A 22,303-nucleotide genomic window follows, 5' to 3' on the forward strand; every position below is an offset into this window, starting at 1 on the left:
CTTGTTGTGTTCTTTCTACCTGCCCTTTTTACTGCTCTTTACGTCTTGTCACTTGCTGCCTGCCGATCCGCTGCCGGACCGGTCCGCACGCTCAGCATGCTCAGCGCAGCGTGCGCACGCCTTGCGGCGTCTCGATCTCGGCGATGAGCTCGGGCGCTCCATCACCGTGCTCCACGGCGATCAGGCTGCCGGCGCCGAGCCAGTCCAGCCCCTGCTGCAGCAGTGCCGCACGCGGATGCCGGCCACGCAGCGCGCGCAGCGCGAGATCCTGGCGCGGCAGCTGCGTGCCAGGGCGTTCGGCGGTGTCCCACTGGATCAGCGTGGGGAGCAGGCCGTCGCCGGCGAGGCCCGACTCGTCCGATTCTCCCGTCCAGGCCGGCAGGCTGCCATCATCGGGCACCGCGATGCGCCAGCGCAGGTGCCCGCGCGTCATCGGTATCACCGGCGCGATCAGCCCCGGGTACTGCGCCTGCCACTGGCCCAGGTCGGTGGGCCGCTCCACGCGCGCCACCCAGTGCAGCAGGAAGGGGCCGCCGGCCAGGCGCTGGTGCACGGCTTCGCTGTCGAGCCCGAACCAGCGCGGCCGCTGCGGCACGGGCGCGGCCGGGTCCGGGGCGATCACCTCCAGGTAGCAGTCGCCGAACAGGCCGAGCAGCCGGTTGTGGGTGGCCATGCCGGGGTGGCTGCCGCCGCGCTGCGGCGCTACGCCGAGCTGGTCGGCCACGTATTGCGCCCCGCTTTCGAGGTCGGGCGCGGCAATCACGAGGTGGTCGAGGGCAAGCTTCATCTTGGCTTGATGGTAGAGAAAGTTGTCGGTACAGTACCTATACAGTTGTTCCAGTCGTACGCAGTACAGTTGCGGGAGCGCGCATGGAAGGGGAGCAGACGATGGCCCAGGCACAGAAGGATAGCGGAAGCGGCGTGCAAGACATGCCGTCCGCGCGTTCGCGGCTGGTGATGCCGGCATCCCGGGTCGATCGGCTGCCCGATCCCGTGCCCTCGGCGCAGATGACGCTGGTCGAGCAGCTCACCGAGTGGGCGCGCATGCGCATCGACGAACGCGTGTTCCGCGCCGGCATGCGCATGCCCTCGATCCGCCAGCTCGCCCAGGACAAGGGCATCTCGCGCTTCACCGTGGTCGAGGCCTATGAGCGCCTGGTGGCGCTGGGCTATCTGGAGTCGCGGCGCGGCTCTGGCTTCTACGTGCGCGAACCGTCGGCTCCGCAGGCGCCGACGGCGCCGGTGCCGGCGCGCGCCCGCAATATCGACGTGACCTGGCTGCTGCGCAGCATGTTCCACACCGCGGAGAGCCACAAGGCGCCGGGGCTGGGCTTCCTGCCCAATGAGTGGCTGGACGGCGAGCTGATCGCCAGCGCGCTGCGGGGCCTGGGCCGCCAGCCCGGCGGGCACTTCCTTTCCAGCGGCACGCCGCAGGGCTTCCTGCCGCTGCGCCAGCAGCTGCGCACGCGGCTGGCCGAGCTGGAGATCGGCGCCACGTCGGAGCAGATCGTGCTGACCTCGGGCATTACCCAGGCGCTCGACCTGATCGCGCGGCTGTACCTGCAGCCGGGCGACGCGGTGCTGGTCGGCGATCCGGCCTGGTTCGTGATGTTCGGCCGCTTCGCCGCGCAGGGCGCGCAGGTGATCGGCGTGCCATACACGCCCGAGGGCCCCGACCTGGAGGCGCTGGAGCGCATCGTGCAGGCGCACCGGCCGCGGCTGTTCGTCATCAATTCGGTGGTGCACAACCCCACCGGCACCTCGCTGTCGGCGGCCAAGGCCTTCCAGCTGCTGCGCCTGGCCGAGCAGTACGACTTCCTGATCGTCGAGGACGATATCTACAGCGACCTGCTGCCGCCGGGCCAGAGCGCCACGCGCCTGGCCAGCCTGGACCAGCTGCGCCGGGTGATCTACCTGGGCAGCTTCTCCAAGACGCTGGCACCCAACCTGCGCGTGGGCTTCATCGCCGCGGACGCGGAGCTGGCCTCGGCGCTGACCGACGCCAAGCTGCTGGCCGGCCTGACCTCGCCCGAGATCAACGAGCGCGTGCTCTACAAGGTGCTGACCGAGGGGCACTACCGCAAGCACGTCGAACGGGTGCGCGCCCGCCTCGACCGTGCCCGCGACGAGACGCGGCGCACGCTGGAAGACCTGGGCCTGAAGCTGTTCCCTGGCCAGCACGCCGGCATGTACCTGTGGGCGGACACCGGGCGCGACACCAATGCCATCGCCACGGCGGGCCACGAGGAGGGCTACCTGTTCGCGCCCGGCAGCTTGTTCTCGCCCTCGCAGCTGCCCTCGGCCTGGATGCGCTTCAATGTGGCCAGCAGCGCCGATCCGGGCATGCTGCGTTTCCTGGCGCGGCAGATGGAGCGGCGCTGACGGCACAATGCCGGGACTTGAAAAGCGCCGTCCCGGCCCTTATTTGTCGGGGCACGGGCGGCGAGATGCCGGCCCGGCGCGCTGCCAGCACCGCGCCACGAGCATTCCGATATTCCGCAGGCCCCGGGGCGCATTTCCGGGGTACCGAGATTCCCAGATTCCCGAGATTCCCAAGAGGAGAACCATGACCGCACCGCACGAAACGATGAGCTTCCAGGCGGAAGTGAAGCAACTGCTGCACCTGATGATCCACTCGCTGTACAGCAACAAGGAAATCTTCCTGCGCGAGCTGGTCTCCAATGCTTCCGACGCCACCGACAAGCTGCGCTTCGAGGCGATCGCGAATCCCGCCCTGCTGGAGAACGATGCCGACCTGGCGATCCGTATCGAGGTGGACAGCGCCGCGCGCACGCTGAAGATCACCGACAACGGCATCGGCATGAGCCGCGACGAGGCCATCCGCAACCTCGGCACCATCGCCCGCTCGGGCACCAAGGAGTTCTTCCAGCAGCTCTCCGGCGACCAGCAGAAGGACGCCGCCCTGATCGGCCAGTTCGGCGTGGGCTTCTATTCGGCCTTCATCGTCGCCGACAAGGTCAGTGTGGAGACGCGCCGCGCCGGCCTGCCCGCCAGCGAGGCGGTGCGCTGGGAAAGCGCCGGCGACGGCGAGTTCTCCGTCGACGCCATCGACCGCACCGAGCGTGGCACCACCATCACCCTGCACCTGCGCGAGGGCGAGGACGATTTCCTGTCGGCCTGGAAGCTCAAGGAGATCATCCGCAAGTATTCGGACCATATCTCGCTGCCGATCCGCATGCCCAAGGAAGTGTGGGATGCCGAGGCCAACACCTACAAGCGCACCGACGAGTGGGAGAGCGTGAACCAGGCGAGCGCGCTGTGGACGCGCGCCAAGTCCGACATCAGCGACGAACAGTACACCGCCTTCTACCAGCACATCGCGCACGACAACGAGGCGCCGCTGGCGTGGACGCACAACCGCGTGGAAGGCCGCAGCGAATACACCCAGCTGCTCTACATTCCGGCGCGCGCGCCCTTCGACCTGTGGGACCGCAACCACAAGGGCGGCCTCAAGCTCTACGTGAAGCGCGTCTTCATCATGGACGAGGCCGAGCAGCTGCTGCCGTCCTACCTGCGCTTCGTCAAGGGCGTGGTGGACTCGGCCGACCTGCCGCTGAATGTGTCGCGCGAGCTGCTGCAGGAAAGCCGCGACGTCAAGGCCATCCGCGAAGGCTGCACCAAGCGCGTGCTGTCGATGCTGGAAGCGCTGGCCGACAGCGATGAGCAGGCCGAGCGCGACAAGTACGCCACCTTCTGGCAGCAGTTCGGCCAGGTGCTCAAGGAGGGCATGGGCGAGGACCAGGCCAACCAGGAACGCATCGCCAAGCTGCTGCGCCTTGCCTCGACCCATAACGACGACGCCGAGCAGAACGTCTCGCTGGCCGCCTACGTGGGCCGCATGAAGGAAGGGCAGGACAAGATCTACTACGTCACCGCCGACACCTGGGTGGCCGCGAAGTCCAGCCCGCACCTGGAAGTCTTCCGCAAGAAGGGCATCGAAGTGCTGCTGCTGACCGAGCGCGTCGATGAGTGGATGCTGTCCTTCGTGCGCGAGTTCGACGGCAAGGAGCTGGTCTCGGTGGCGCGCGGCGGACTCGACCTCGGCACGCTGGCCGACGCTGAGGAGAAGGCGGAACAGGAGAAGGCCGAAGGCGACTGGAAGGACGTGCTCGGCCGCGCCAAGGCCGTGCTCGACGGCAAGGCCAAGGACGTGCGCGTGACGCTGCGCCTGACCGACTCGGCATCGTGCCTGGTGTCGGACGAAGGCGACATGAGCGGCTACCTGCAGCGCCTGCTCAAGCAGGCCGGCCAGAAGGCGCCCGACATGCAGCCCATCCTGGAGCTGAACCCCGAGCACGCGCTGGTGCAGAAGCTGCGCGACCTGCCCGAGGGCGAGGCCTTCGCCGACCGCGTGCAGGTGCTGTTCGACCAGGCGCTGCTGGCCGAAGGCGGCATGCTGGAAGATCCGGCCGCCTACGTGCAGCGGGTCAACAAGCTGCTGGCCTGAGGCCGCGGGGCGTGATCGGCATGCCGCGGGGCTTCGTCCCGTGCCGCGTTTCCGCCCCCGCAGGCCGGGGGCGGGGCACATGCCGCGTCGTCACGCTGCGCGGGAATGCCGATGCCTGACGACAGGCCACCACTCGCCATGCCTGACCTGCCCGACCTGCACGTGGGCCTGCCCCCGGTCATCGATCGCAATACGCGGGTCCTCGTGCTGGGCAGCTTCCCTGGCGCCGCCTCGCTGGCGGCCCGCCAGTACTATGCCCATCCGCGCAACCAGTTCTGGCCGCTGATGGGTGCGCTGACCGGCGAGCCGTTGCCCGAACTGCCCTATGCCGAGCGCCTGGTGCGACTGCTCGCTCATCGCATCGGTGTCTGGGACGTACTCGGCGCCTGTGCGCGCGAGGGCAGCCTGGACAGCAATATCCGCCATCCGCAGGCCAACGATTTCGAGCGCCTGCGCGCGCTCGCGCCGGAGCTGCGCCGCGTGGGCTTCAACGGCGGCACCTCGGGCCGCTTCGCGCCGCAGTTTGCCGCGGCCGGCTACGAGACCGTGGTGCTGCCGTCGTCGAGCCCGGCGCACGCGGCACGCAGTTTCGCGCAGAAGCTGGAGCTCTGGCGCGGGCTGCTGCTGCCCGCCACCTCCGCCGCATAGCGGAGGCCGTCGCCCGACAGCGTCGTGTGCCGTCCTCGTACCTGTGTACGCGGAGCACCTTCCCCGCGCGGCGGCCGGGGTCCGTACTTCTGTCACAATTCCACCTGTAGCCAACCACTGGCCCGGCCGCGCGAGCGGTGCGGGACAAGCACGCACAATGCCATACCTGGGAATCAGCCTCCACGTCATCGTCGCCATCTACTTTGCCGTCCACGCGGTGCGTACGCAGCAGAACATGTACTGGCTGCTGATCCTGTTCGCCTTCCCGCTGTTCGGCAGCGTGGTCTATTTCTTTGCCGTCTACCTGCCCGCGCTGCGGCAGTCGCGCGGCGCAAGAGTCGCCACGCGCGCGCTGTCCAACCTCGTCGACCCCAACCGCGCGGTGCGCGAGGCACGCACCGACTTCGACCGCACGCCCACCGTCGCCCATCGCATGCGGCTGGCGGCGGCGCTGCTGGAAGCGGGCGAGGCGCGCGAGGCGCTGCAACACTACCAGGCTGCTGCCAGCGGCCCGTTCGCGAGCGATCCGGCGCTGCTGCTTGGCCTGGCGCAGGCGCAGTTCGCCACGGGCGATGCGGCCGCGGCGGGGGCCACGCTGGACCAGTTCTTCGCCGGCAATCCGCAGATGCGCCAGCAGGCCGATCCCGCGCTGCTGTATGCGCGCGCGCTGGCTGCGCAGGGCGCACCCGGCACGCGGGCGGCGTTCGAGACGGCGCTCACCTGCGCCAGCGATGTCGCGGCGCGCTGCCTGTTCGCCGACTGGCTGGCGCAGCAAGCCGAGGCGTCGGACCGCGAACGGGCCCGCGCGCTGTATGCCGAGATCGTGCATGATGCGCGCCATTGGCCGCGGCATGCGCGCGAGCACAATCGTGAGTGGCTGCAACGCGCCCAGTCGGCCCAGGTCAGGTCCTGAACCCATACCGCGCATGGCGCATGGGGCGCAAAGGGGCGCCCCATTCTTTTTGCAACCGGCCCGCTGTGGCGGGCCAGAATGATCGACAAGTCTTCTTATCTTTTTATGACCCTGCTGAAACGCAAATCCATCGAGGCCGAGGCCTCCCGCCGCCCCGCGCGCGGCACGCGCGCCGAGCGCCGTGCAGAACGCAGCGATGACCAGGACGCGGCGCCGCGCGAGGACAAGCCCGCGCGCAAGGGCGGGCAGGCGCGCGAGGAAAAGCGCATGACGCCGCGCTTTGCGCCCGTGACCTTCTCCGAAATGGATGGCGTGCGCTACCTGCACTTCGGCACGGAGTGGGTGCAGGGCGCGATGCGCCTGCGCAAGCCTGACGCCATCGAACTGGAATACGCCCAGCAGATGATGGCCTGGCTGCTGTTCCTGTCGCCCGCCTCGCCGGACTTCCACGTGGCCCAGCTTGGCCTCGGCGCCGCCGCGCTGACCAAGTTCAGCCACCGCAACTTCAGCCGTGCGCGTGTGACGGCGGTGGAGCTGAACCCGGCCGTCATCGTGGCGGGGCGCAGCATGTTCGGCCTGCGCGACGACGACGCACGCTTGCAAGTGCTGGAGCAGGACGCCTGGGACTTCGTGATGGACGCCGCCCACACCGCCAGCATCGATGCCCTGCAGGTGGACCTGTATGACGCCACCGCGCGCGGGCCGGTGCTCGACACCACTGCCTTCTACAAGGCTTGCCGCCGCGTGCTGAAGGCGCCGGGCGTGATGACGATCAACCTGTTCGGCGACCACGACAGCTTCCCCAAGAACATCGTCCGCATCTGCGAAGCCTTCGACAACCGCGTGCTGGTCTTCCCTGAGGTGCACGACGGCAACGTCATCGCGCTGGCCTTCAACGGCCCGGAGATCGACGTATCGTGGGATGTGCTGGAGGCGCGCGCCAAGGTGATCGAGACGACCACCCGCCTGCCGGCGCGCGACTGGGTGGCCAAGCTGCGCGCCGCGAATGCGCGGCAGGAGGAGAGGCTGCGGATCTGAGGGTGCGGGCGTGAGGGAAGGTGGGCGGACGTTGGCGCGCAGTGCGTGCCTTCGTTCTGGCGAGCGCCGGCCCTCTCCCCCGACCCCTCTCCCGCAAGCGGGAGAGGGGAGCAAACCGGCGCGGGGCGAATCCCAGCGCCAGTCGAAGCCGACGGGATGCGCCAACACCAATCGCCAAGCTTAGTGTCTTGGCTCCCTCTCCCCTCACGGGGAGAGGGTTGGGGAGAGGGGTGGTCTAGCAAGGCGCCACTAGCAACGAAGCCGTTGGTGTAGTCCAGCACACCAAGGCTAAGAAGAAGCCGTCGGTGTTATCCAGCACGCCAAGGCTTAACGAAGCCGTTGGTGTTATCCAGCACGCCAAGGCACGACGAAGCCCCCACCCCCCGCCCCTATTCCTTATGGAAGAACTGCGCCAGCGACCACTCGTCCGTGCGCGCCTCGTAGCGCACGCCCTTGCGCATGGCCCACATCGCGAGCTGGCTGTGCGAGGGAATGATGCCGTGGTCCGCCAGGGCGAACTTCGCCGCGGTGCGCGCGTTTTCCTCGCGGGCCTTGTCACTGCTGACGGTGGTCAGCGATTTTTCGATGAGCTGGTCGAGTTGCGCATTGCTGTACTTGCCCCAGTTCCAGGTACCGTAGCCGGTCTTGGGATTGGGCGTGCCTAGGATGGAGCGCAGCGCGACGTCAGCCGCGGCCGAGCCCCAGCCAAGCATCTGGAAGGCGAAGTCGCCCTGGCGCGCGCGGGTGAAGTAGGCGGCCACCGGCAGCGTTTCCACCTTGGTCTGGATGCCGATGCGGGTCAGCATGCCGGCTGTGGCCTGTGCCACCGCGGCATCGTTCAGGTAGCGGTTGTTGGTCGCGTGCAAGGTCAGGCCGAAGCCGTCCGGGTAACCGGCGGCGGCCAGCAGCTTCTTCGCGCCTTCCGGGTCGTAGGCATCCGGCTTGGTGCCGGGGTGGCCGAAGATCTGGGGGGAGACGATGGACGAGGCCGGCACCGCCAGGCCTTCCATGATGCGGCTGACGATGGCGTCGCGATTCAGCGACTTGCTGATCGCGGCGCGCACCCGTGCGTCCTTGAACGGGTTCTTGCCCAGTGGCTTGCCCGCCTTGTCGGTGACGAAGGGCGGGTTGTCGCGCCACTGGTCCATCTGCCAGAAGATGGTGCGCCACGACACCTGCTGCTCGATCTTGAACTTGGGGTTCTGCTTGAGCTTGGCCACGTCCGCCGAGGGCACGCTCTCGATCACGTCGACGTCGCCGGCAAGCAGGGCCGCGGTGCGCGCGCCGTTGTCGGTGAGGATGCGGAACACGGCGCGCTCCCATTCGGGCTTGGGGCCCCAGTAGTCGGGGTTGCGCTCCATCACGATTTCCTGCCCGCGCGCGAAGCGCACGAACTTGAACGGCCCGGTGCCGATCATCGCCTTGCCCGAGTCGAACTCGGCCTGCGTCAGCGTGGCCGCCACCTTCTTGGGCATGATCGGCACGCTGTTCAGGTCGTTGGCCAGGTTGGCGTAGTTGGGCACGCTCATGGTCAGCCGCACGGTGTGGGCGTCTGGCGTGTCGATGCGCGCGATCGGCTTGGTATAGCTGGTGAAGGAGCCGGGGCTGTTGACCAGTTTCTCGGGCCGTTCCAGCGAGGCCTTGACGTCCTCGCTGGTGAAGGGCGAGCCGTCTTGCCATTTCACGTTGGGGCGCAGCTTGATTTCCCAGGTGATGGCGTTGACTGGCTTCCAGGACAGCGCCAGGCCGGGGATGTAGCGCGCGTTCTTGTCCATGAACACGAGCGACTCGAAGATGTGCAGCGCAATGGCGTTATTGGGGCCGGCGTTGTTCCACTGCGGGTCCATCGAGGTGACATCGGCCGCCAGGCCGATGCGCAAGGTATCGGGGTCGGCCGCGCCGGCAGGCCGGAAGGCCTGGGCGGCAGGGCCCAGCGCCAGCGCGGCGCCGGCTTGCAGCAGGCGCCGCCGCGCGGGCGAGCGCGGGGAGGGAGGGGAACGGTGGCTGGCGGTCATCGGGTGCTCCTCGTGCGGGCCCGGCTCGTGTCGCGCAACGGAAGCGGTCGCGAGCGGGTGGGTTCTCGGATGGACAGACCGCATTGTGCCGCCAAAAAGACATCGGCGTGCAGTCGGGCCTCGCGCGGGTGACCGGCATGGCGATTGGGGGGCAAGATGTGCCGGCTACGGCCCCGCGGCGCGCCGCCATGTCCATGGTCCGCAGGCCGGTGCGGACCGGTGCGGCCTCACCCGGTAGAATCGCGGCCATGTTCGCCAATTCCCGTACCATCGCCTCGGCCCAGGCCGGCATCCATGAGCATTTGCAGGCACGCCTGGTGCGCCATCTGGCCGAGCCCTTCCGCAAGCCGGTCGGCGAGCCCAGCCGGCGCGCGCTCGAGCAGGCTCTGGAGCACTGGCAGCGGGCCGGCGGTGCGCCGCTGATCCTGGATGCTGGCTGCGGCGTGGGCGAGAGCACTCTGCGGCTGGCACAGGCCTGGCCCGGCCACTTCGTGATCGGTGTGGACCAGTCGGAGAAGCGCCTGGCCGCGGGCAAGGACTGGTGGGACGGGCCACTGCCGGACAACTTCACCTGGGCCCGCGCCGACCTGGTCGACGTCTGGCGCCTGCTGCAGGCGGAGCAGGTGGCCGTCGACCGGCACTATGTGCTGTATCCGAACCCCTGGCCCAAGATCGGCCACCTGGGCCGGCGCTGGCAGGGTCATGCCGTGTTCCCGGCACTGGCCGCCTGTGGCGCCTACCTCGAATGCCGCAGCAACTGGCAGATCTATGTGGAGGAATTTGCACTGGCGCTGACGTTGGCCGGCAGGCCCGCGCACGTCGAGCCCTGGCAGCCGGAGCAGGCGATGACGCCATTCGAGCGCAAGTACGCGGCTTCGGGCCACGCCCTGTGGCGCTGTGTCAGCGAAGCGGCCGGCGCGGCCGCCTGACAAAGACGAACGGCCCGCGTGGGCGGGCCGTCTGGATGGCGCGGGCGATCCGCCCGGGACTCAGTGGTTCAGCAACTCAGTGGAACAGCGGCTGCTGGGTCGGCGCGTCTTCCGGCAGCTCGGCGTGGACAATCTCGCCGGAGCGGTCCGCGTAGAGCGGCGTGCCGCAGTCTTCGCAGTATTCGGGGTCGAACAGCGCGGCGTGGCGGAAGATGTCCTCTACGCCGGCGTTGCGCAGTTCCTCGCAGATCTGCTCGAGCGGGTTGCCTTTTTCCTCGCTGTCGATCTCGCCGGACTCGCGGCCGTAGACCGGCCACACGATGCCGTAGATCACGTCCTTCTCGCCGCGCATGGTGAAGCCCACGCGGTACTCCTCGACCTCGTCCTCGCCGAAGGCCGCCAGCACCGCGGCCAGCTGCCCGGCCGGCACATCGAGGGTGCCGCACAGGTAGTTGACCGCCGCGCGCACGGTCAGCGGGCGGATGCTCTTGTCGGATTCCCGGCAGGACAGGAAGAATGCATCAGGCAGCAGCAGCTCGAATTCGCAGCCCGGCAGCAGCAGGGCGATCGAGGGCTGCACCTGGGTGCGCCATTGCTCCAGGCAGATCGAGCGCTCGGCATGGTGCTCCTTCGCGTCTTCCTGCCAGCGGAACAGCGCGCCTTCATGCGGCGCCACCACCACCGCCAGCAGATAGCGCGGGTCGGCCAGGATGGGCGCCGTCTCGGGCAAGTCGCGCAGGTCGACCTTGGGCGCGTTGCCGGACAGCGCGGCCGACACCAGCCTGTGCGTCAGCGCAAAGGTATCGCTGTGCGTGCGCGGCAGCTGGTCGATGCTGTACAGATAGGGCGACAGCGCCACCTTGGTCTGCGCGCCCAGCACGTGGGCCTGCAGGTGCACGGTCAGTGTCTGTGCCAGTTCGGGCTTGAGCGCGCCGGACGGGATGGCGTAGCGGGTGTGGGCCAGGATGGGAGCCGCGATCAGCAGGGCATCGTAGCGCACGCCGTCGACCTCGACCGTTGCCGACTCCGCCAGCGTCTCCGCCTGCTCGGCCAGCACGTCCGAGGCGTCGGAATTGTGCTTGAACAGGTGCTCGAGGGCAGCGTCCAGCGCGGTCTGGCTGCCGTTCTTCAGCAGCCGGCCGAGCCGTTGCGAGAGCCTCCGCTCCCAGTACCCGTCTTCCATGCGGCTGCCCGAGGCATCGAGGGCGAGCGCGTCCGCCACCAGGCGCTCGGCGTCAGGTGAAAGACGTGGGGAAGCCTTGGAGCGAAAACCTGCCATATGTAGAAATCATCCGTATATCGGTAAAACGATATTCTACTCGCTGCCATGGCAAACGCAGCGGCCTGGCGGGGTCGCGCGCGTGGAAAACTGGGCGGGCCTATTTCTGGGCGGAGGCGGCCGGCGCGTGTGACTCGACGCTGTGCTGCTCGCCGGCGATGGCGACGTCGCCGCCGGCGCGGGTCAGCAGGTAAAGGGCGCCGCCGGCGACGAGTACGAAGGCGATGAGGATCTTGACCATGGTGTCTCCTGGTGGATGGCGGGCTGGGTACCCGGTTGCCTGATTGCCGGCCCGGCGGGCTGCGGCATCGTTGTTGTCGGAGACAGTTTGGCAGCGGCGGCTTGCGTGGAACTTACACGCAGGCGCTGCAGGGCCGGCCACCGGAGCCCTGGCCGGAAAGACGCGCCGCCTGCGGCGCAAGAGCGCGGCAGGCGGCGTGGGGGTGTAGCCAGGAAGCGGCCGCCGTCCTTGCTGGGGACGGCGGCGCCGGACGTCAGGCGGCGAGCAGCTGGCGCAGCACGAACGGCAGGATGCCGCCGTGGTTGTAGTAGTCCACTTCGATCGGCGTGTCGATGCGCAGCAGCACCGGAACGCGCTGCACATCGCCGCTGGCGCGGTGGATGACCAGGGTCACGTCCTGCTGGGGCTTCAGGTCGCCCTCGATGCCCTCGATGTCGAAGGTCTCGGTGCCGGTGATGCCGAGCGATTCAGCGCAGTCACTGCCCTTGAACTGCAGCGGCAGCACGCCCATGCCGACCAGGTTGGAACGGTGGATGCGCTCGAAGCTGCGCGCGATCACCGCCTTGACGCCGAGCAGCTGCGTGCCCTTGGCCGCCCAGTCGCGCGACGAGCCGGTGCCATACTCCTCGCCGCCGAACACGATGGTCGGCGTGCCGTCGGCGATGTACTGCATGGCGGCGTCGTAGATCGACATTTCTTCGCCGCTGGGCTGGTGCAGGGTCAGGCCGCCTTCCACGCGCGAGCCGTCCGCCTTGGCCGGGATCATCAGGTTCTTGATGCGCACATTGGCGAAGGTGCCGCGCATCATCACCTCATGATTGCCGCGGCGCGAGCCGTAGCTGTTGAAGTCGGCCTTCAGCACGCCGTGCGCCAGCAGGTACTTGCCCGCGGGCGAGGTGTCCTTGATCGAGCCGGCCGGCGAGATGTGGTCGGTGGTGACCGAGTCGCCGAAGATGCCCAGCGCGCGCGCGCCGCGCACGCTGGTCACGCCCTGTGCCGGCTCCATGCTGAAGTTGTCGAAGAACGGCGGCTCGGCGATATAGGTCGACTTGGGCCAGTCGTAGACCTGGCCGGTGGTGCCGGTGATGTTGGCCCACAGCTTGCTCGGCTTGTTGACCTGGGCGTAGTTCTTCTTGAAGACGTCCGCGTTCATGGCGAACTTCATCAACTCGTGGATCTCCTCCGAGGTCGGCCAGATGTCGCCCAGATAGATGTCGCGGCCATCCTTGCCCTGGCCGACCGGCTCGGTCATCAGGTCGCGCGTGACGGTGCCGGCGATGGCATAGGCCACCACCAGCGGCGGCGAGGCCAGGAAGTTGGCGCGGATGTTCGGATGGATGCGCGCCTCGAAATTGCGGTTGCCCGACAGCACGGCAGCGGCAACCAGGTCGTGGTCGACGATGGCCTCGTTGATCTCAGGCGTCAGGTCGCCGGCGTTGCCGATGCAGGTGGTGCAGCCGTAGGCGGCCACGTCGAAGCCCAGCTTCTCCAGGTAGGGCAGCAGGCCGGTCGCCTCCAGGTATTCCGTCACCACGCGGCTTCCCGGGGCCAGCGAGGTCTTGATGTGCTTGGCCACGGTCAGCCCGGCCTCGACCGCCTTCTTGGCCAGCAGGCCTGCTGCCAGCAGCACGCTGGGGTTGGAGGTGTTGGTGCAGGAGGTGATGGCGGCGATCAGCACGTCGCCGTTCTTGATCTGGAGGCCGTCGGCGGTCTGGTAGGGGCGGTCGAGTTCGGCGATGTCCTTGTTGAAGCCATTCTCGGCCACGGGCTTGGCGAACAGCGAGGCAAAGTTGGACTTGACGTTGCCGATCTCGATGCGGTCCTGCGGGCGCTTCGGGCCGGCCAGGGACGGCGCCACGGTGCCCAGGTCCAGCGTCAACGCCTTGGTGTAGTCGATCTCGCCGGTGCGCGGCACGCCGAACATCTTCTGGGCGCGGAAATAGCCCTCGAAGGCGGCGATTTCCTCGTCGGTGCGGCCGGTACCCTTGAAGTAGTCGATGGTCTTCTCGTCGACCGGGAAGAAGCCCATGGTGGCGCCGTACTCGGGCGCCATATTGCCGATGGTGGCGCGGTCCGGCACCGACAGGCTGGCCGTGCCTTCGCCGAAGAACTCGACGAACTTACCCACCACCTTTTCGCGGCGCAGCATCTCGGTGATGGTGAGCACCAGGTCGGTGGCCGTCACCCCTTCGCGCAGGCGGCCCTTCAGTTCCACGCCGACCACATCCGGCGTCAGGAAATAGACCGGCTGGCCCAGCATGCCGGCCTCGGCCTCGATGCCGCCCACGCCCCAGCCGACCACGCCGATGCCGTTGATCATGGTGGTGTGGCTGTCGGTGCCGACCAGGGTATCAGGGTAGTAGACGCCGTCCTTCTTGTGCACGCCGCGCGCCAGGTATTCCAGGTTCACCTGGTGCACGATGCCGAAGCCGGGCTGCACCACGCCGAAGGTGTCGAAGGCCTGCATGCCCCACTTCATGAACTGGTAGCGCTCGTTGTTGCGCTTGAATTCCAGCTGCATGTTCAGGTCGAGGGACTTCTTGTCGCCGTAGTAGTCGACCTGCACGGAGTGGTCGACCACCAGGTCCACCGGCACCAGCGGCTCGATCTTCTTGGGGTTCTTGCCCATGGTCTCGGCCACGTTGCGCATGGCGGCCAGGTCGGCCAGCAGCGGCACGCCGGTGAAGTCCTGCAGCACCACGCGCGCCACCACGAAGGGGATCTCGTCGACGCGGTCTGTGTTGGGCTGCCAGCCGGCCAGCTGCTTGACGTGTTCCTCGGTCACCTTCTTGCCATCGCAATTGCGCAGCACGGATTCGAGCACGAGGCGGATCGATATCGGCAGGCGCTCGACGGCCACGCCGAGTTCCTTGCCGAGCTGGGGCAGGGAGTAGAACTTGCCTTTGGCCGACGGGCCGATCTTGAATTCTTTCAGAGTCTTGTTCAGGTTGTGGGGCATTGCCTTACTCCAATCGAAGGGTGGTGCGGGCTGATGACGGATTCTGACTCGGACATCATGGTATCCGCAGCGCGGCACGGTGCCCAAGCATGGCGCCGTACCGCGGGCGTGGGGGCGCGGCGCGCCCCCGCACACCGGCGGCATGGCCACGCCGCCGGTCACAATGCTCAACTGTAGCCTCGGCCGATGGCGCAGGGCAACCCACCCGGCGCAGTGGCCTGACTCGGCTCAAATCACATACAGGTCGACATAGTCGTTGACCGGCATCGCCTCCAGGCGCGCCTGGTCCAGCGAGATATCGAGGATGGCCTGCTGCTGCCTGGGCGGGAAGCGCCGCGCCAGGTTGGTCTGGAACTTCTCGACCAGCAAGGGGATGCCTTCCTCGCGGCGGCGCTTGTGCCCGATCGGGTATTCCACCAGCACCTCCGGCAGCACCGTGCCGTCATCGAGCTCGACGGTCAGGCCGTTGGCGATCGAGCGCTTGTCGGGGTCATGGTAGTCGGCAGTGAAGGCCGGGTCTTCCACGCAGACGATCTTCGCACGCAGCGCGTCGATGCGCGGGTCGGCCGCCACGCTGTCCTCGTAGTCCGCGGCGGTAAGGCGGCCGAAGAGCAGGGGCACCGCCACCATGTACTGGATGCAGTGGTCACGGTCGGCCGGATTGGCCAGCAGGCCCGTCTTGTCGATGATGCGCAGGCAGGCCTCGTGGGTACGGATGGTGACGCGGCGGATGTCGGCCGCGCTCTTGCCGGCCTGGGCGAGCTGGCCATGCAGGGCCATGGCCGCCTCGGCCGCGGTCTGCGCGTGGAATTCTGCCGGGAAGGAAATCTTGAACAGCACGTTCTCCATCACGTAGCTGCCGTAGGGGCGCTGGAAGCGGAACGGCTGGCCCTTGAAGAGGACGTCGTAGAAGCCCCAGGTCTTGGCGGTCAGCACGGATGGGTAGCCCATTTCGCCGGTGCGCGCGATCAGCGCCAGGCGCACGGCCCGGCTGGTGGCGTCGCCGGCCGCCCAGCTCTTGCGGCTGCCGGTATTGGGCGCGTGGCGGTAGGTGCGCAGGCTCTGGCCGTCGACCCACGCCAGCGACACGGCATTGGCGATTTCCTCGCGCGACAGGCCCAGCAGGCGGGCGGTGACGGCCGTGGAGGCCACCTTGACCAGCACCACGTGGTCCAGGCCGACCTTGTTGAAGGCGTTTTCCAGCGCGATGCAGCCCTGGATCTCGTGCGCCTTGATCATGGCGCAGAGCACGTCCTTCATCACCAGCGGCTTGCGCCCCGCGGCCAGGTTGCTGCGGGAGAGCCAGTCGGCGGTGGCCAGGATCGCGCCCAGGTTGTCGGAGGGGTGGCCCCATTCGGCGGCCAGCCAGGTGTCGTTGAAGTCCAGCCAGCGGATCATGGCGCCGATGCTGAAGGCGGCCTGGACCGGGTCGAGCTGGAACTGGGTGCCGGGAACCTTGGCGCCGTTGGGCACCACCGTGCCGGGCACGATGGGGCCCAGCAGCTTGGTGCAGGCGGGGTAGGAGAGCGCCTCCATGCCGCAGCCGAGGGTGTCGATCAGGCAGTTGCGGGCCGTGTCGTAGGCCAGCGCGCTCTTGATCTGGTACTGCGTCACGTAGTCGACGATGTCGACGATGACCTGGTCGGTATCGGGACGGACACTGGAGATGGCTGCGGACATGGTGTTTCCTCGGCGCTCCTGCCTGTCTTCGGCTGGTCTGGCGTGCCGGGCTGGCCGCCCGGCTGGCTTGCAGCTTGACTTACTGGTGCGGCTGCGCAGGTTGCTGCGGCGCAGCATCCTGCGTTTGCGCCGGCTGCTGCGCCGGTGCCATCAGCAGCGGCGTGGTCACCGGGGCGCGCAGCCCGCCGGCCTGCGTCGGTGCGGCAGCGCCGCCCTGCATGGCCGCGGTCTGGCATTCATCGGCCAGGCGGTGGGCTTCCTTGTGGTCGAACAGCATCGCCTTGCTCGGGATCACGACCAGGTCCAGGCCGGAACGCGCGTCGTAGTAGCGGTCGGCGCCGGTCACCGTGTTCTCGCGCGGCAGCTTGTATTCCTTGCCATGCCAGTTCAGCGTGATGACCTCGTCGCGCTGCATGTTGCCGTCGATATAGAGGTTGTTACCCAGCTCGCAGCTCCACTTCTCGCCCTTGGGCGGCACCGGCGCTTCGGCGGTGGTTGCTGCCTTCTTCGTGCTCTTCTTGGCAGGCGCCTTCTTGGCGGTGTGCTTCGTGGCGGGTTCCTGGGCCACGGCGGTGCCGGCGGCGGTCACAGTAAGGGCGCCGAGGCAGGCGGCGATCAGGAGGTGTTTCATCAGGCGATTCCTTTCGGAGAATGAGATCTTCAGTCGGGCCTGGCGCTCCCTCCCCCCTCCTTTTCGGGGGAGGGGCGGGGCGCCGTTCCGCCGCTATTCTCTACGATTTGGCGCGGCGGGCGTAGGGGCGGTGCCAATGGTTACATAATCGACGCCGCCACGTGCCGTTCCCGGCCCCGGTGCGTCGCGCGGCTCACTTGCGCTTGCCGATCGGTACAAATTTCAGATTTTCCGGTCCGGTGTAGTTGGCGCTGGGGCGGATGATCTTGTTGTCGATGCGCTGCTCGATGATGTGCGCGGCCCAGCCCGAGGTGCGCGCGATGACGAACAGCGGGGTGAACATGGCAGTGGGCACGCCCATCATGTGGTAGCTGACCGCGCTGAACCAGTCCAGGTTGGGGAACATCTTCTTGATGTCCGCCATCACCGTTTCCAGGCGCTCGGCGATGTCGAACATCTTCATCGAGCCGGCGTCCTTGGACAGATTGCGTGCCACTTCCTTGATGACCTTGTTGCGCGGGTCGCTGATGGTGTACACCGGGTGGCCGAAGCCGATCACCACTTCCTTGTTCTCGACGCGGCGCGTGATGTCGGCCTGGGCCTCATCGGGGGTGTCGTAGCGCTTCTGGATCTCGAAGGCCACCTCGTTGGCGCCGCCGTGCTTGGGGCCGCGCAGCGCGCCGATGGCGCCGCAGATGGACGAGTACATGTCCGAGCCGGTGCCGGCGATGACGCGGCCGGCGAAGGTCGAGGCGTTGAACTCGTGCTCCGCGTACAGGATCAGCGAGGTGTGCATGGCACGCTCCCACAGCGCCGACGGCTTCTCGCCGTGCAGCAGGTGCAGGAAGTGCGCGCCGATGGACTCGTCGTCGGTCTCGACCTCGATGCGCCGTCCGTTGTGGCTGTAGTGGTACCAGTACAGCAGCATCGAGCCGAGGCAGGCCATCAGGCGGTCGGCGATGTCGCGCGCGTCGGGGGTGTTGTGGTCATCCTTCTCGGGCAGCACAGTGCCCAGCACCGACACACCGGTGCGCATCACGTCCATCGGGTGGGCGCTGGCGGGCACCCACTCCAGGGCGGCCTTGACGTTGGCGGGCAGGCCGCGCAGGGCCTTGAGCTTGGCCTTGTAGGCGCGCAGCTCGGCCACGGTGGGCAGCTTGCCGTGCACCAGCAGGTGGGCGATCTCCTCGAATTCGCAGGCGTCGGCGATGTCGAGGATGTCGTAGCCGCGGTAGTGCAGGTCGTTGCCGCTGCGGCCGACCGTGCACAGCGCGGTGTTGCCGGCGGTCACGCCGGACAGGGCCACGGATTTCTTGGGCTTCGGAGCGGTGGGGGCGGTGTCGGGGCTGGCGGGCACTTGCGCTTTGGGCATCGGGATCTCCTGGTTCTGCATTGTTGGTTTGTCGTGGCGCCCGCGCGCGCGGGCTGCCGGCTCTCCGATGGCGTGGCACCGCGCCACGCCGCTTCGCCATTCAGGCGAAGAACAAATCCTGGACGCGCTCGGGCAGTTGCGCGCCGGTGGCGTGCGCACGCTGCAGCAGCGACCAGTAGTAGCGGTAGCTGGCGCGGTCGTGCAGTTGGTCCTGATGCCGGATCGGTGCCCAGCTGTTCTCATAGGCGGCCAGCAGGATCTCGCTGGCCGCGCCGATTTCCTCGCGCGCCGGCCGGAAGGCCTCGACGATCGGCTCGATCTGGCTCGGGTGGATGCTCCATTTGCGCAGATAGCCGAATTCCGTGCGGGCGCGACGCGCATCCTCGCCGGCGCGTTCCGGATGGCGTATGTCAGTGCTGACATTGTGCGAGGGCACTTTGCCATGCCGATGACAGGCCGCCGAGATTTCAAGCATGGCGCGGCGGATCAGCGGGTGCTCGAACTGCTGCGGCGAGCGCATGGCCTCGCCCGGGATGGCGCCGTGGTGGGCCGAGACGAAATCCATCAGGCCGAAGCTCAGGCATTCGACCTGCACCAGGGAAGCAATCTCGAACACCTGTTCCAGCGCCGCATGGGTCTCGATCAGGGCATGGATTGGAATATGGCGCGCAATGCCTGCCGAGCGTGCCACCTGGTTGACGTGGTCGGTCACGCGCGCGATCTCTACCACGTCGGTGGCCTTGGGCACGACCACATAGGCCAGGCGGGCTCCGGCCTCGCCGACCAGGATCTCGACGTCGCTGCGCCAGGACGGGTGCGAGGGAGCGTGCACGCGTACCCCGACGCGGTTGTGCGCGTTGAGCGGGCCGTTGATCAGGCGCGCGCACAACTGGGCGTGCTCGCGTTCCTGGCCGACCGCCGCGCCGTCCTCGCAATCGAGGGTGAGGTCGAAGACGGGCCCAAGCTCTTGCTGCAGGGCGAGCGATTTCAGCATCAGCTTTTCGCTGCCGGCATAGTGGTCGCACACGGGCAACTGGACCGGAATGGATTCGCCCTGGAACAAGACCTCGGATGGGTGCACGTTGACGGTTCTTCAGTGAGGGGGGAGGGGGAGGGCGGCACGAAAAAAAACCGGAGCCCGCGCCGATCCGAGAATCGTTACGGGGCTCCGGTCTTTCATGCGGCGCCTTGTGCTAAGGAGCCGGTATCAGCCGAGCAGATGCTGCACGCCGGCGCGCTCTTCCTCGAACTCCTTCAGCGTGATGTTGATCTTTTCCTGGCTGTAGGCGTCGATCTCGAGACCCTTGACGATCTCGTACTTGCCGTTGGCGGTGGTGACCGGGTAGCCGAACATCACGTCCTGCGGAATGCCGTATTCACCGTTGGAGGGGATGCCCATGGTGACGACCTTGCCGTTGGTGCCCAGCACCCAGTCGTGCACGTGGTCGATGGCGGCGTTGGCTGCCGAAGCGGCCGACGATAGGCCACGTGCCTCGATGATGGCGGCGCCGCGCTTGCCAACGGTCGGCAGGAACACGTCGTTGTTCCACACCTGGTCGTTGATCAGGTCCTTGACGCTCTGGCCGTCGACGGTCGCGTAGCGGTAGTCGGCGTACATGGTCGGGCTGTGGTTGCCCCACACGAACAGCTTCTCGATCGACGAGACCGGCTTGCCGGTCTTGGCGGCGATCTGCGACAGCGCACGGTTGTGGTCCAGGCGCAGCATCGCGGTGAAGTTCCCGCGCGGCAGGTCCGGGGCCGACTTCATGGCGATGTAGGCGTTGGTGTTGGCCGGGTTGCCGACCACCAGCACCTTGACGTTGCGGCTGGCGACTTCGTTCAGGGCCTTGCCCTGCACCGTGAAGATCTGGGCGTTGGCTTCGAGCAGGTCCTTGCGTTCCATGCCCTTGCTACGGGGACGGGCGCCAACCAGCAGGGCCACGTCGGCGTCCTTGAAGGCAACCTTGGGGTCGTCGGTGATCACCACGCCGGCCAGCAGCGGGAACGCGCAGTCTTCCAGTTCCATCACCACGCCCTTGACAGCGGTCTGGGCTTGCGGGAGGTCGAGCAGTTGGAGGATGACCGGCTGGTCTTTGCCCAGCATGTCGCCATTGGCGATGCGGAACAGCAGGGAGTAGCCGATCTGGCCAGCGGCGCCGGTGACTGCGACGCGCATTGGGGCTTTAGCCATGAGTAAATCTCCAAACGAGAAAAGGGGGAAACCGGTCGGTGTCACGCACCACGGAGGTGGGCGTCGCACCGCTGCGGGTTGTCGCCACGGCGGTCGGCGGCAGTCCGTCGGCGCCGCCTGCGCGGTGCGCAGCGCGGCGGCCGGGTGGGCAAGTGCCACAACGGGTCATGGTGATGCGACAAGGCGTAAGTCTACTGCTAAGCGGCATGCCGCATCCATAGCAACATCGCGGACTAGGCTCCACATTGCGTGGCTGCCTGCGTGGTTGCACGAGGCAGCGGGAGTGTAGGCCGCCCCCCTTGCAAAGTCAATTCATATGTCTTATATAAGACATAAGACATTTGACGTTGGGCTGGACGCCCCTCGTCGTTTTGTGGTGAAATCCGGCTATGTCATCGCTGCCCTCGACCCTCGTCGGTGTTCCGACCAGCGGAACTCCCGATTCCAGCGCCGCCGCGCCTGGCGCTGGGGCGCAGCCGTCCGCACCTGCCGCGGGGCCTGTGGCGCCTGCGGCGGCACCCCCGGCCCCCGCCTCGCCGACCTTCAGCCCACTCTACCAGCAGATCAAGGCTCTGATCATGAAGAGCCTGCAGTCCGGCGAATGGAAGCCGGGCGAGATGATCCCGAGCGAGATGGAGCTCGCCTCGCGTTACAAGGTGAGCCAGGGTACGGTGCGCAAGGCCATCGACGAGCTGGCCGCGGAGAACCTGGTGGCGCGCCGCCAGGGCAAGGGCACCTTCGTCACCACCCACCACGAGGACGGCGTCAAGTTCCGCTTCCTGCGCCTGGTGCCTGATGAGGGCGAGCCGCACTACGGGACCAGCCACGTGCTCGAGTGCAAGCGCCTGCGGGCGCCGGCCGAGATCGCCCGCCTGCTCGACATCCGCACCGGCGATAGCGTGGTGCAGATCCGCCGCATCCTGTTCTTCTCGGGCGAAGCGACCGTGCTCGACGAGATCTGGCTGCTCGGCGCCAACTTCAAGGGCCTGACGGCAGAGAAGCTGACCGAATGGAAGGGCCCGATGTACGCCTTGTTCGAGGCAGAGTTCGGCACGAGGATGATCCGTGCCACGGAAAAGATTCGCGCGGTGCCGGCCGATTCGACCGCCGCCGCGCTGCTCACGGTGCCCGAAGGCTCGCCGCTGCTGTCGGTGGAGCGGGTTTCGTTCACCTATGGGGATCGCCCGGTCGAAGTCCGGCGCGGCTTGTACGTCACTACACGTCACTATTACCAGAACGATCTGAGCTGATCCCCCGGCCGGCGCGGCAGTTGTGCGCCGATTTTCGTAGTTTTGGCGATGGCTTTCATGGCCGTCGCGAATGATGCACGCAATTTTTGCACCAGAATGGTTGCGTGCGATTGTCGAGCACGCCATGTTTGTGCCCGATAGCTGAAAATTATTGGTGCGGCGCGCAACAAAGGCGCTAAAATTGTCAGGATTTGCACCCGGTGCATCCATTTGCATTCAGGCTCCGGATGCAATGGATATTTTTGTTTTTTGTTTACCGCTAATGGGGTCTCGCATGGCTGAAGCCGTCAAACAAGCCAGGCCGGAATTCCGGAACATCCATATCACGCAGCTTGCGCGATATCGGTTGCCCTGGGCCGGCAAGGTATCCATCCTGCATCGTGTGAGCGGTGCGCTGATGTTCCTGCTCCTGCCGTTCATCCTGTACCTGTTCGAACAGAGCGTCACGTCGGAACTCAGCTTCGCCAAGTTCACGTCCCTGCTCTCCGGTGGCTTCGTCAAGCTGGTCCTGCTGGTTCTGATCTGGGGTTACCTGCACCACTTCTGCGCCGGCATCCGCTTCCTGCTGCTCGATGTCCACGTCGGCGTCTCCAAGCCTGCCTCCGCAAAGTCCGCCGTCGCCGTCCTGGTCATCAGCCTGCTGCTCACCGCGATTTTCGGCCTGAAGCTGTTCGGCGTGTTTTGAGGAG

Annotated in this window: 18 protein-coding genes; 8 read left to right on the top strand and 10 right to left on the bottom strand. The window is 67.3% G+C overall.

From position 1 onward, the window contains the following. Nucleotides 1-100: 100 nt before the first annotated feature. Complete coding sequence (locus AC1Z3O_RS03795; protein ID WP_483513647.1) at nt 101-787, bottom strand: VOC family protein; 687 nt, start codon at nt 785-787, stop codon at nt 101-103. A gap of 143 nt (nt 788-930) precedes the next feature. On the opposite strand from AC1Z3O_RS03795, the gene AC1Z3O_RS03800 reads away from it, so the two are divergent. The 5 genes from AC1Z3O_RS03800 to AC1Z3O_RS03820 all read left to right on the top strand — a co-directional run bounded on the left by AC1Z3O_RS03800 (nt 931) and on the right by AC1Z3O_RS03820 (nt 7,067). Continuing rightward, nucleotides 931-2,382, top strand: a complete 1,452-nt coding sequence (locus AC1Z3O_RS03800) for an aminotransferase-like domain-containing protein (RefSeq protein WP_483517508.1) — start codon at nt 931-933, stop codon at nt 2,380-2,382. Nucleotides 2,383-2,566: 184 nt separating this feature from the next. Beyond that, nucleotides 2,567-4,468, top strand: a complete 1,902-nt coding sequence (gene htpG, locus AC1Z3O_RS03805; RefSeq protein WP_483513648.1) for a molecular chaperone HtpG — start codon at nt 2,567-2,569, stop codon at nt 4,466-4,468. A gap of 111 nt (nt 4,469-4,579) precedes the next feature. Further along, entirely contained in the window at nt 4,580-5,116 is a 537-nt protein-coding gene (locus AC1Z3O_RS03810; protein WP_483513650.1) for a DNA-deoxyinosine glycosylase, read from the top strand. A 157-nt stretch (nt 5,117-5,273) separates the two neighbouring features. Continuing rightward, complete coding sequence (locus AC1Z3O_RS03815) at nt 5,274-6,029, top strand: hypothetical protein (RefSeq protein WP_483513651.1); 756 nt, start codon at nt 5,274-5,276, stop codon at nt 6,027-6,029. 105 nt (nt 6,030-6,134) lie between these two features. Then, the gene (locus AC1Z3O_RS03820) at nt 6,135-7,067 is read left to right on the top strand and encodes a class I SAM-dependent methyltransferase (RefSeq protein WP_483513652.1); all 933 of its coding nucleotides are present in this window, start codon (nt 6,135-6,137) and stop codon (nt 7,065-7,067) included. Nucleotides 7,068-7,456: 389 nt separating this feature from the next. On the opposite strand, the gene AC1Z3O_RS03825 is transcribed toward AC1Z3O_RS03820, so the two are convergent. Continuing rightward, nucleotides 7,457-9,082, bottom strand: a complete 1,626-nt coding sequence (locus AC1Z3O_RS03825; protein ID WP_483513654.1) for an ABC transporter substrate-binding protein — start codon at nt 9,080-9,082, stop codon at nt 7,457-7,459. A 248-nt stretch (nt 9,083-9,330) separates the two neighbouring features. Between AC1Z3O_RS03825 and trmB the strand changes: the two genes are divergently transcribed. Beyond that, nucleotides 9,331-10,011, top strand: coding sequence for a tRNA (guanine(46)-N(7))-methyltransferase TrmB (gene trmB, locus AC1Z3O_RS03830; RefSeq protein ID WP_483513655.1), 681 nt, complete (start codon nt 9,331-9,333; stop codon nt 10,009-10,011). 76 nt (nt 10,012-10,087) lie between these two features. On the opposite strand, the gene AC1Z3O_RS03835 is transcribed toward trmB, so the two are convergent. The 8 genes from AC1Z3O_RS03835 to AC1Z3O_RS03870 form a co-directional block, all read right to left on the bottom strand. Beyond that, nucleotides 10,088-11,290: a DUF2863 family protein gene (locus AC1Z3O_RS03835; RefSeq protein ID WP_483513657.1), complete on the bottom strand. Its 1,203-nt coding sequence runs from the start codon at nt 11,288-11,290 to the stop codon at nt 10,088-10,090. Between the two features lie 100 nt (nt 11,291-11,390). Beyond that, nucleotides 11,391-11,531, bottom strand: coding sequence for a hypothetical protein (locus tag AC1Z3O_RS03840; RefSeq protein WP_483513659.1), 141 nt, complete (start codon nt 11,529-11,531; stop codon nt 11,391-11,393). Nucleotides 11,532-11,784: 253 nt separating this feature from the next. Then, complete coding sequence (gene acnA, locus AC1Z3O_RS03845; RefSeq protein WP_483513661.1) at nt 11,785-14,490, bottom strand: aconitate hydratase AcnA; 2,706 nt, start codon at nt 14,488-14,490, stop codon at nt 11,785-11,787. Nucleotides 14,491-14,718: 228 nt separating this feature from the next. Further along, the gene (locus AC1Z3O_RS03850) at nt 14,719-16,170 is read right to left on the bottom strand and encodes a bifunctional 2-methylcitrate dehydratase/aconitate hydratase (RefSeq protein WP_483513663.1); all 1,452 of its coding nucleotides are present in this window, start codon (nt 16,168-16,170) and stop codon (nt 14,719-14,721) included. A gap of 79 nt (nt 16,171-16,249) precedes the next feature. Then, nucleotides 16,250-16,801 (bottom strand): hypothetical protein, encoded by a 552-nt coding sequence (locus AC1Z3O_RS03855; RefSeq protein WP_483513665.1) that lies wholly within the window; start codon nt 16,799-16,801, stop codon nt 16,250-16,252. Between the two features lie 193 nt (nt 16,802-16,994). Next, entirely contained in the window at nt 16,995-18,173 is a 1,179-nt protein-coding gene (prpC, locus tag AC1Z3O_RS03860; RefSeq protein WP_483513667.1) for a bifunctional 2-methylcitrate synthase/citrate synthase, read from the bottom strand. A gap of 100 nt (nt 18,174-18,273) precedes the next feature. Then, the gene (locus AC1Z3O_RS03865; protein ID WP_483513668.1) at nt 18,274-19,254 is read right to left on the bottom strand and encodes an HpcH/HpaI aldolase/citrate lyase family protein; all 981 of its coding nucleotides are present in this window, start codon (nt 19,252-19,254) and stop codon (nt 18,274-18,276) included. Nucleotides 19,255-19,380: 126 nt separating this feature from the next. Beyond that, a complete protein-coding gene (locus AC1Z3O_RS03870; RefSeq protein WP_483513669.1) occupies nt 19,381-20,364 on the bottom strand; it encodes a malate dehydrogenase in 984 nt (327 codons plus the stop codon). Between the two features lie 389 nt (nt 20,365-20,753). On the opposite strand from AC1Z3O_RS03870, the gene AC1Z3O_RS03875 reads away from it, so the two are divergent. Both AC1Z3O_RS03875 and sdhC read left to right on the top strand, forming a co-directional pair. Then, nucleotides 20,754-21,614, top strand: a complete 861-nt coding sequence (locus AC1Z3O_RS03875; protein ID WP_483513671.1) for a GntR family transcriptional regulator — start codon at nt 20,754-20,756, stop codon at nt 21,612-21,614. Between the two features lie 274 nt (nt 21,615-21,888). Further along, nucleotides 21,889-22,299: a succinate dehydrogenase, cytochrome b556 subunit gene (sdhC, locus tag AC1Z3O_RS03880; protein WP_483513673.1), complete on the top strand. Its 411-nt coding sequence runs from the start codon at nt 21,889-21,891 to the stop codon at nt 22,297-22,299. The last annotated feature ends 4 nt before the right edge of the window (nt 22,300-22,303 follow it).

Source organism: Cupriavidus sp. 09_S30 (assembly GCF_056930435.1).

Excerpts from the sequence above, each read along its gene's own strand:
- sdhC (WP_483513673.1), top strand. The coding sequence starts at position 21,889 with ATGGCTGAAGCCGTCAAACAAGCCAGGCCGGAATTCCGGAACATCCAT.
- AC1Z3O_RS03815 (WP_483513651.1), top strand. The coding sequence starts at position 5,274 with ATGCCATACCTGGGAATCAGCCTCCACGTCATCGTCGCCATCTACTTT.
- prpC (WP_483513667.1), bottom strand. The coding sequence starts at position 18,173 with ATGCCCAAAGCGCAAGTGCCCGCCAGCCCCGACACCGCCCCCACCGCT.
- AC1Z3O_RS03855 (WP_483513665.1), bottom strand. The coding sequence starts at position 16,801 with ATGAAACACCTCCTGATCGCCGCCTGCCTCGGCGCCCTTACTGTGACC.
- AC1Z3O_RS03800 (WP_483517508.1), top strand. The coding sequence starts at position 931 with ATGCCGTCCGCGCGTTCGCGGCTGGTGATGCCGGCATCCCGGGTCGAT.
- AC1Z3O_RS03850 (WP_483513663.1), bottom strand. The coding sequence starts at position 16,170 with ATGTCCGCAGCCATCTCCAGTGTCCGTCCCGATACCGACCAGGTCATC.
- acnA (WP_483513661.1), bottom strand. The coding sequence starts at position 14,490 with ATGCCCCACAACCTGAACAAGACTCTGAAAGAATTCAAGATCGGCCCG.
- AC1Z3O_RS03810 (WP_483513650.1), top strand. The coding sequence starts at position 4,580 with ATGCCTGACGACAGGCCACCACTCGCCATGCCTGACCTGCCCGACCTG.
- AC1Z3O_RS03795 (WP_483513647.1), bottom strand. The coding sequence starts at position 787 with ATGAAGCTTGCCCTCGACCACCTCGTGATTGCCGCGCCCGACCTCGAA.
- AC1Z3O_RS03835 (WP_483513657.1), bottom strand. The coding sequence starts at position 11,290 with ATGGCAGGTTTTCGCTCCAAGGCTTCCCCACGTCTTTCACCTGACGCC.
- AC1Z3O_RS03875 (WP_483513671.1), top strand. The coding sequence starts at position 20,754 with ATGTCATCGCTGCCCTCGACCCTCGTCGGTGTTCCGACCAGCGGAACT.
- AC1Z3O_RS03825 (WP_483513654.1), bottom strand. The coding sequence starts at position 9,082 with ATGACCGCCAGCCACCGTTCCCCTCCCTCCCCGCGCTCGCCCGCGCGG.
- AC1Z3O_RS03840 (WP_483513659.1), bottom strand. The coding sequence starts at position 11,531 with ATGGTCAAGATCCTCATCGCCTTCGTACTCGTCGCCGGCGGCGCCCTT.
- AC1Z3O_RS03870 (WP_483513669.1), bottom strand. The coding sequence starts at position 20,364 with ATGGCTAAAGCCCCAATGCGCGTCGCAGTCACCGGCGCCGCTGGCCAG.
- trmB (WP_483513655.1), top strand. The coding sequence starts at position 9,331 with ATGTTCGCCAATTCCCGTACCATCGCCTCGGCCCAGGCCGGCATCCAT.
- AC1Z3O_RS03820 (WP_483513652.1), top strand. The coding sequence starts at position 6,135 with ATGACCCTGCTGAAACGCAAATCCATCGAGGCCGAGGCCTCCCGCCGC.
- htpG (WP_483513648.1), top strand. The coding sequence starts at position 2,567 with ATGACCGCACCGCACGAAACGATGAGCTTCCAGGCGGAAGTGAAGCAA.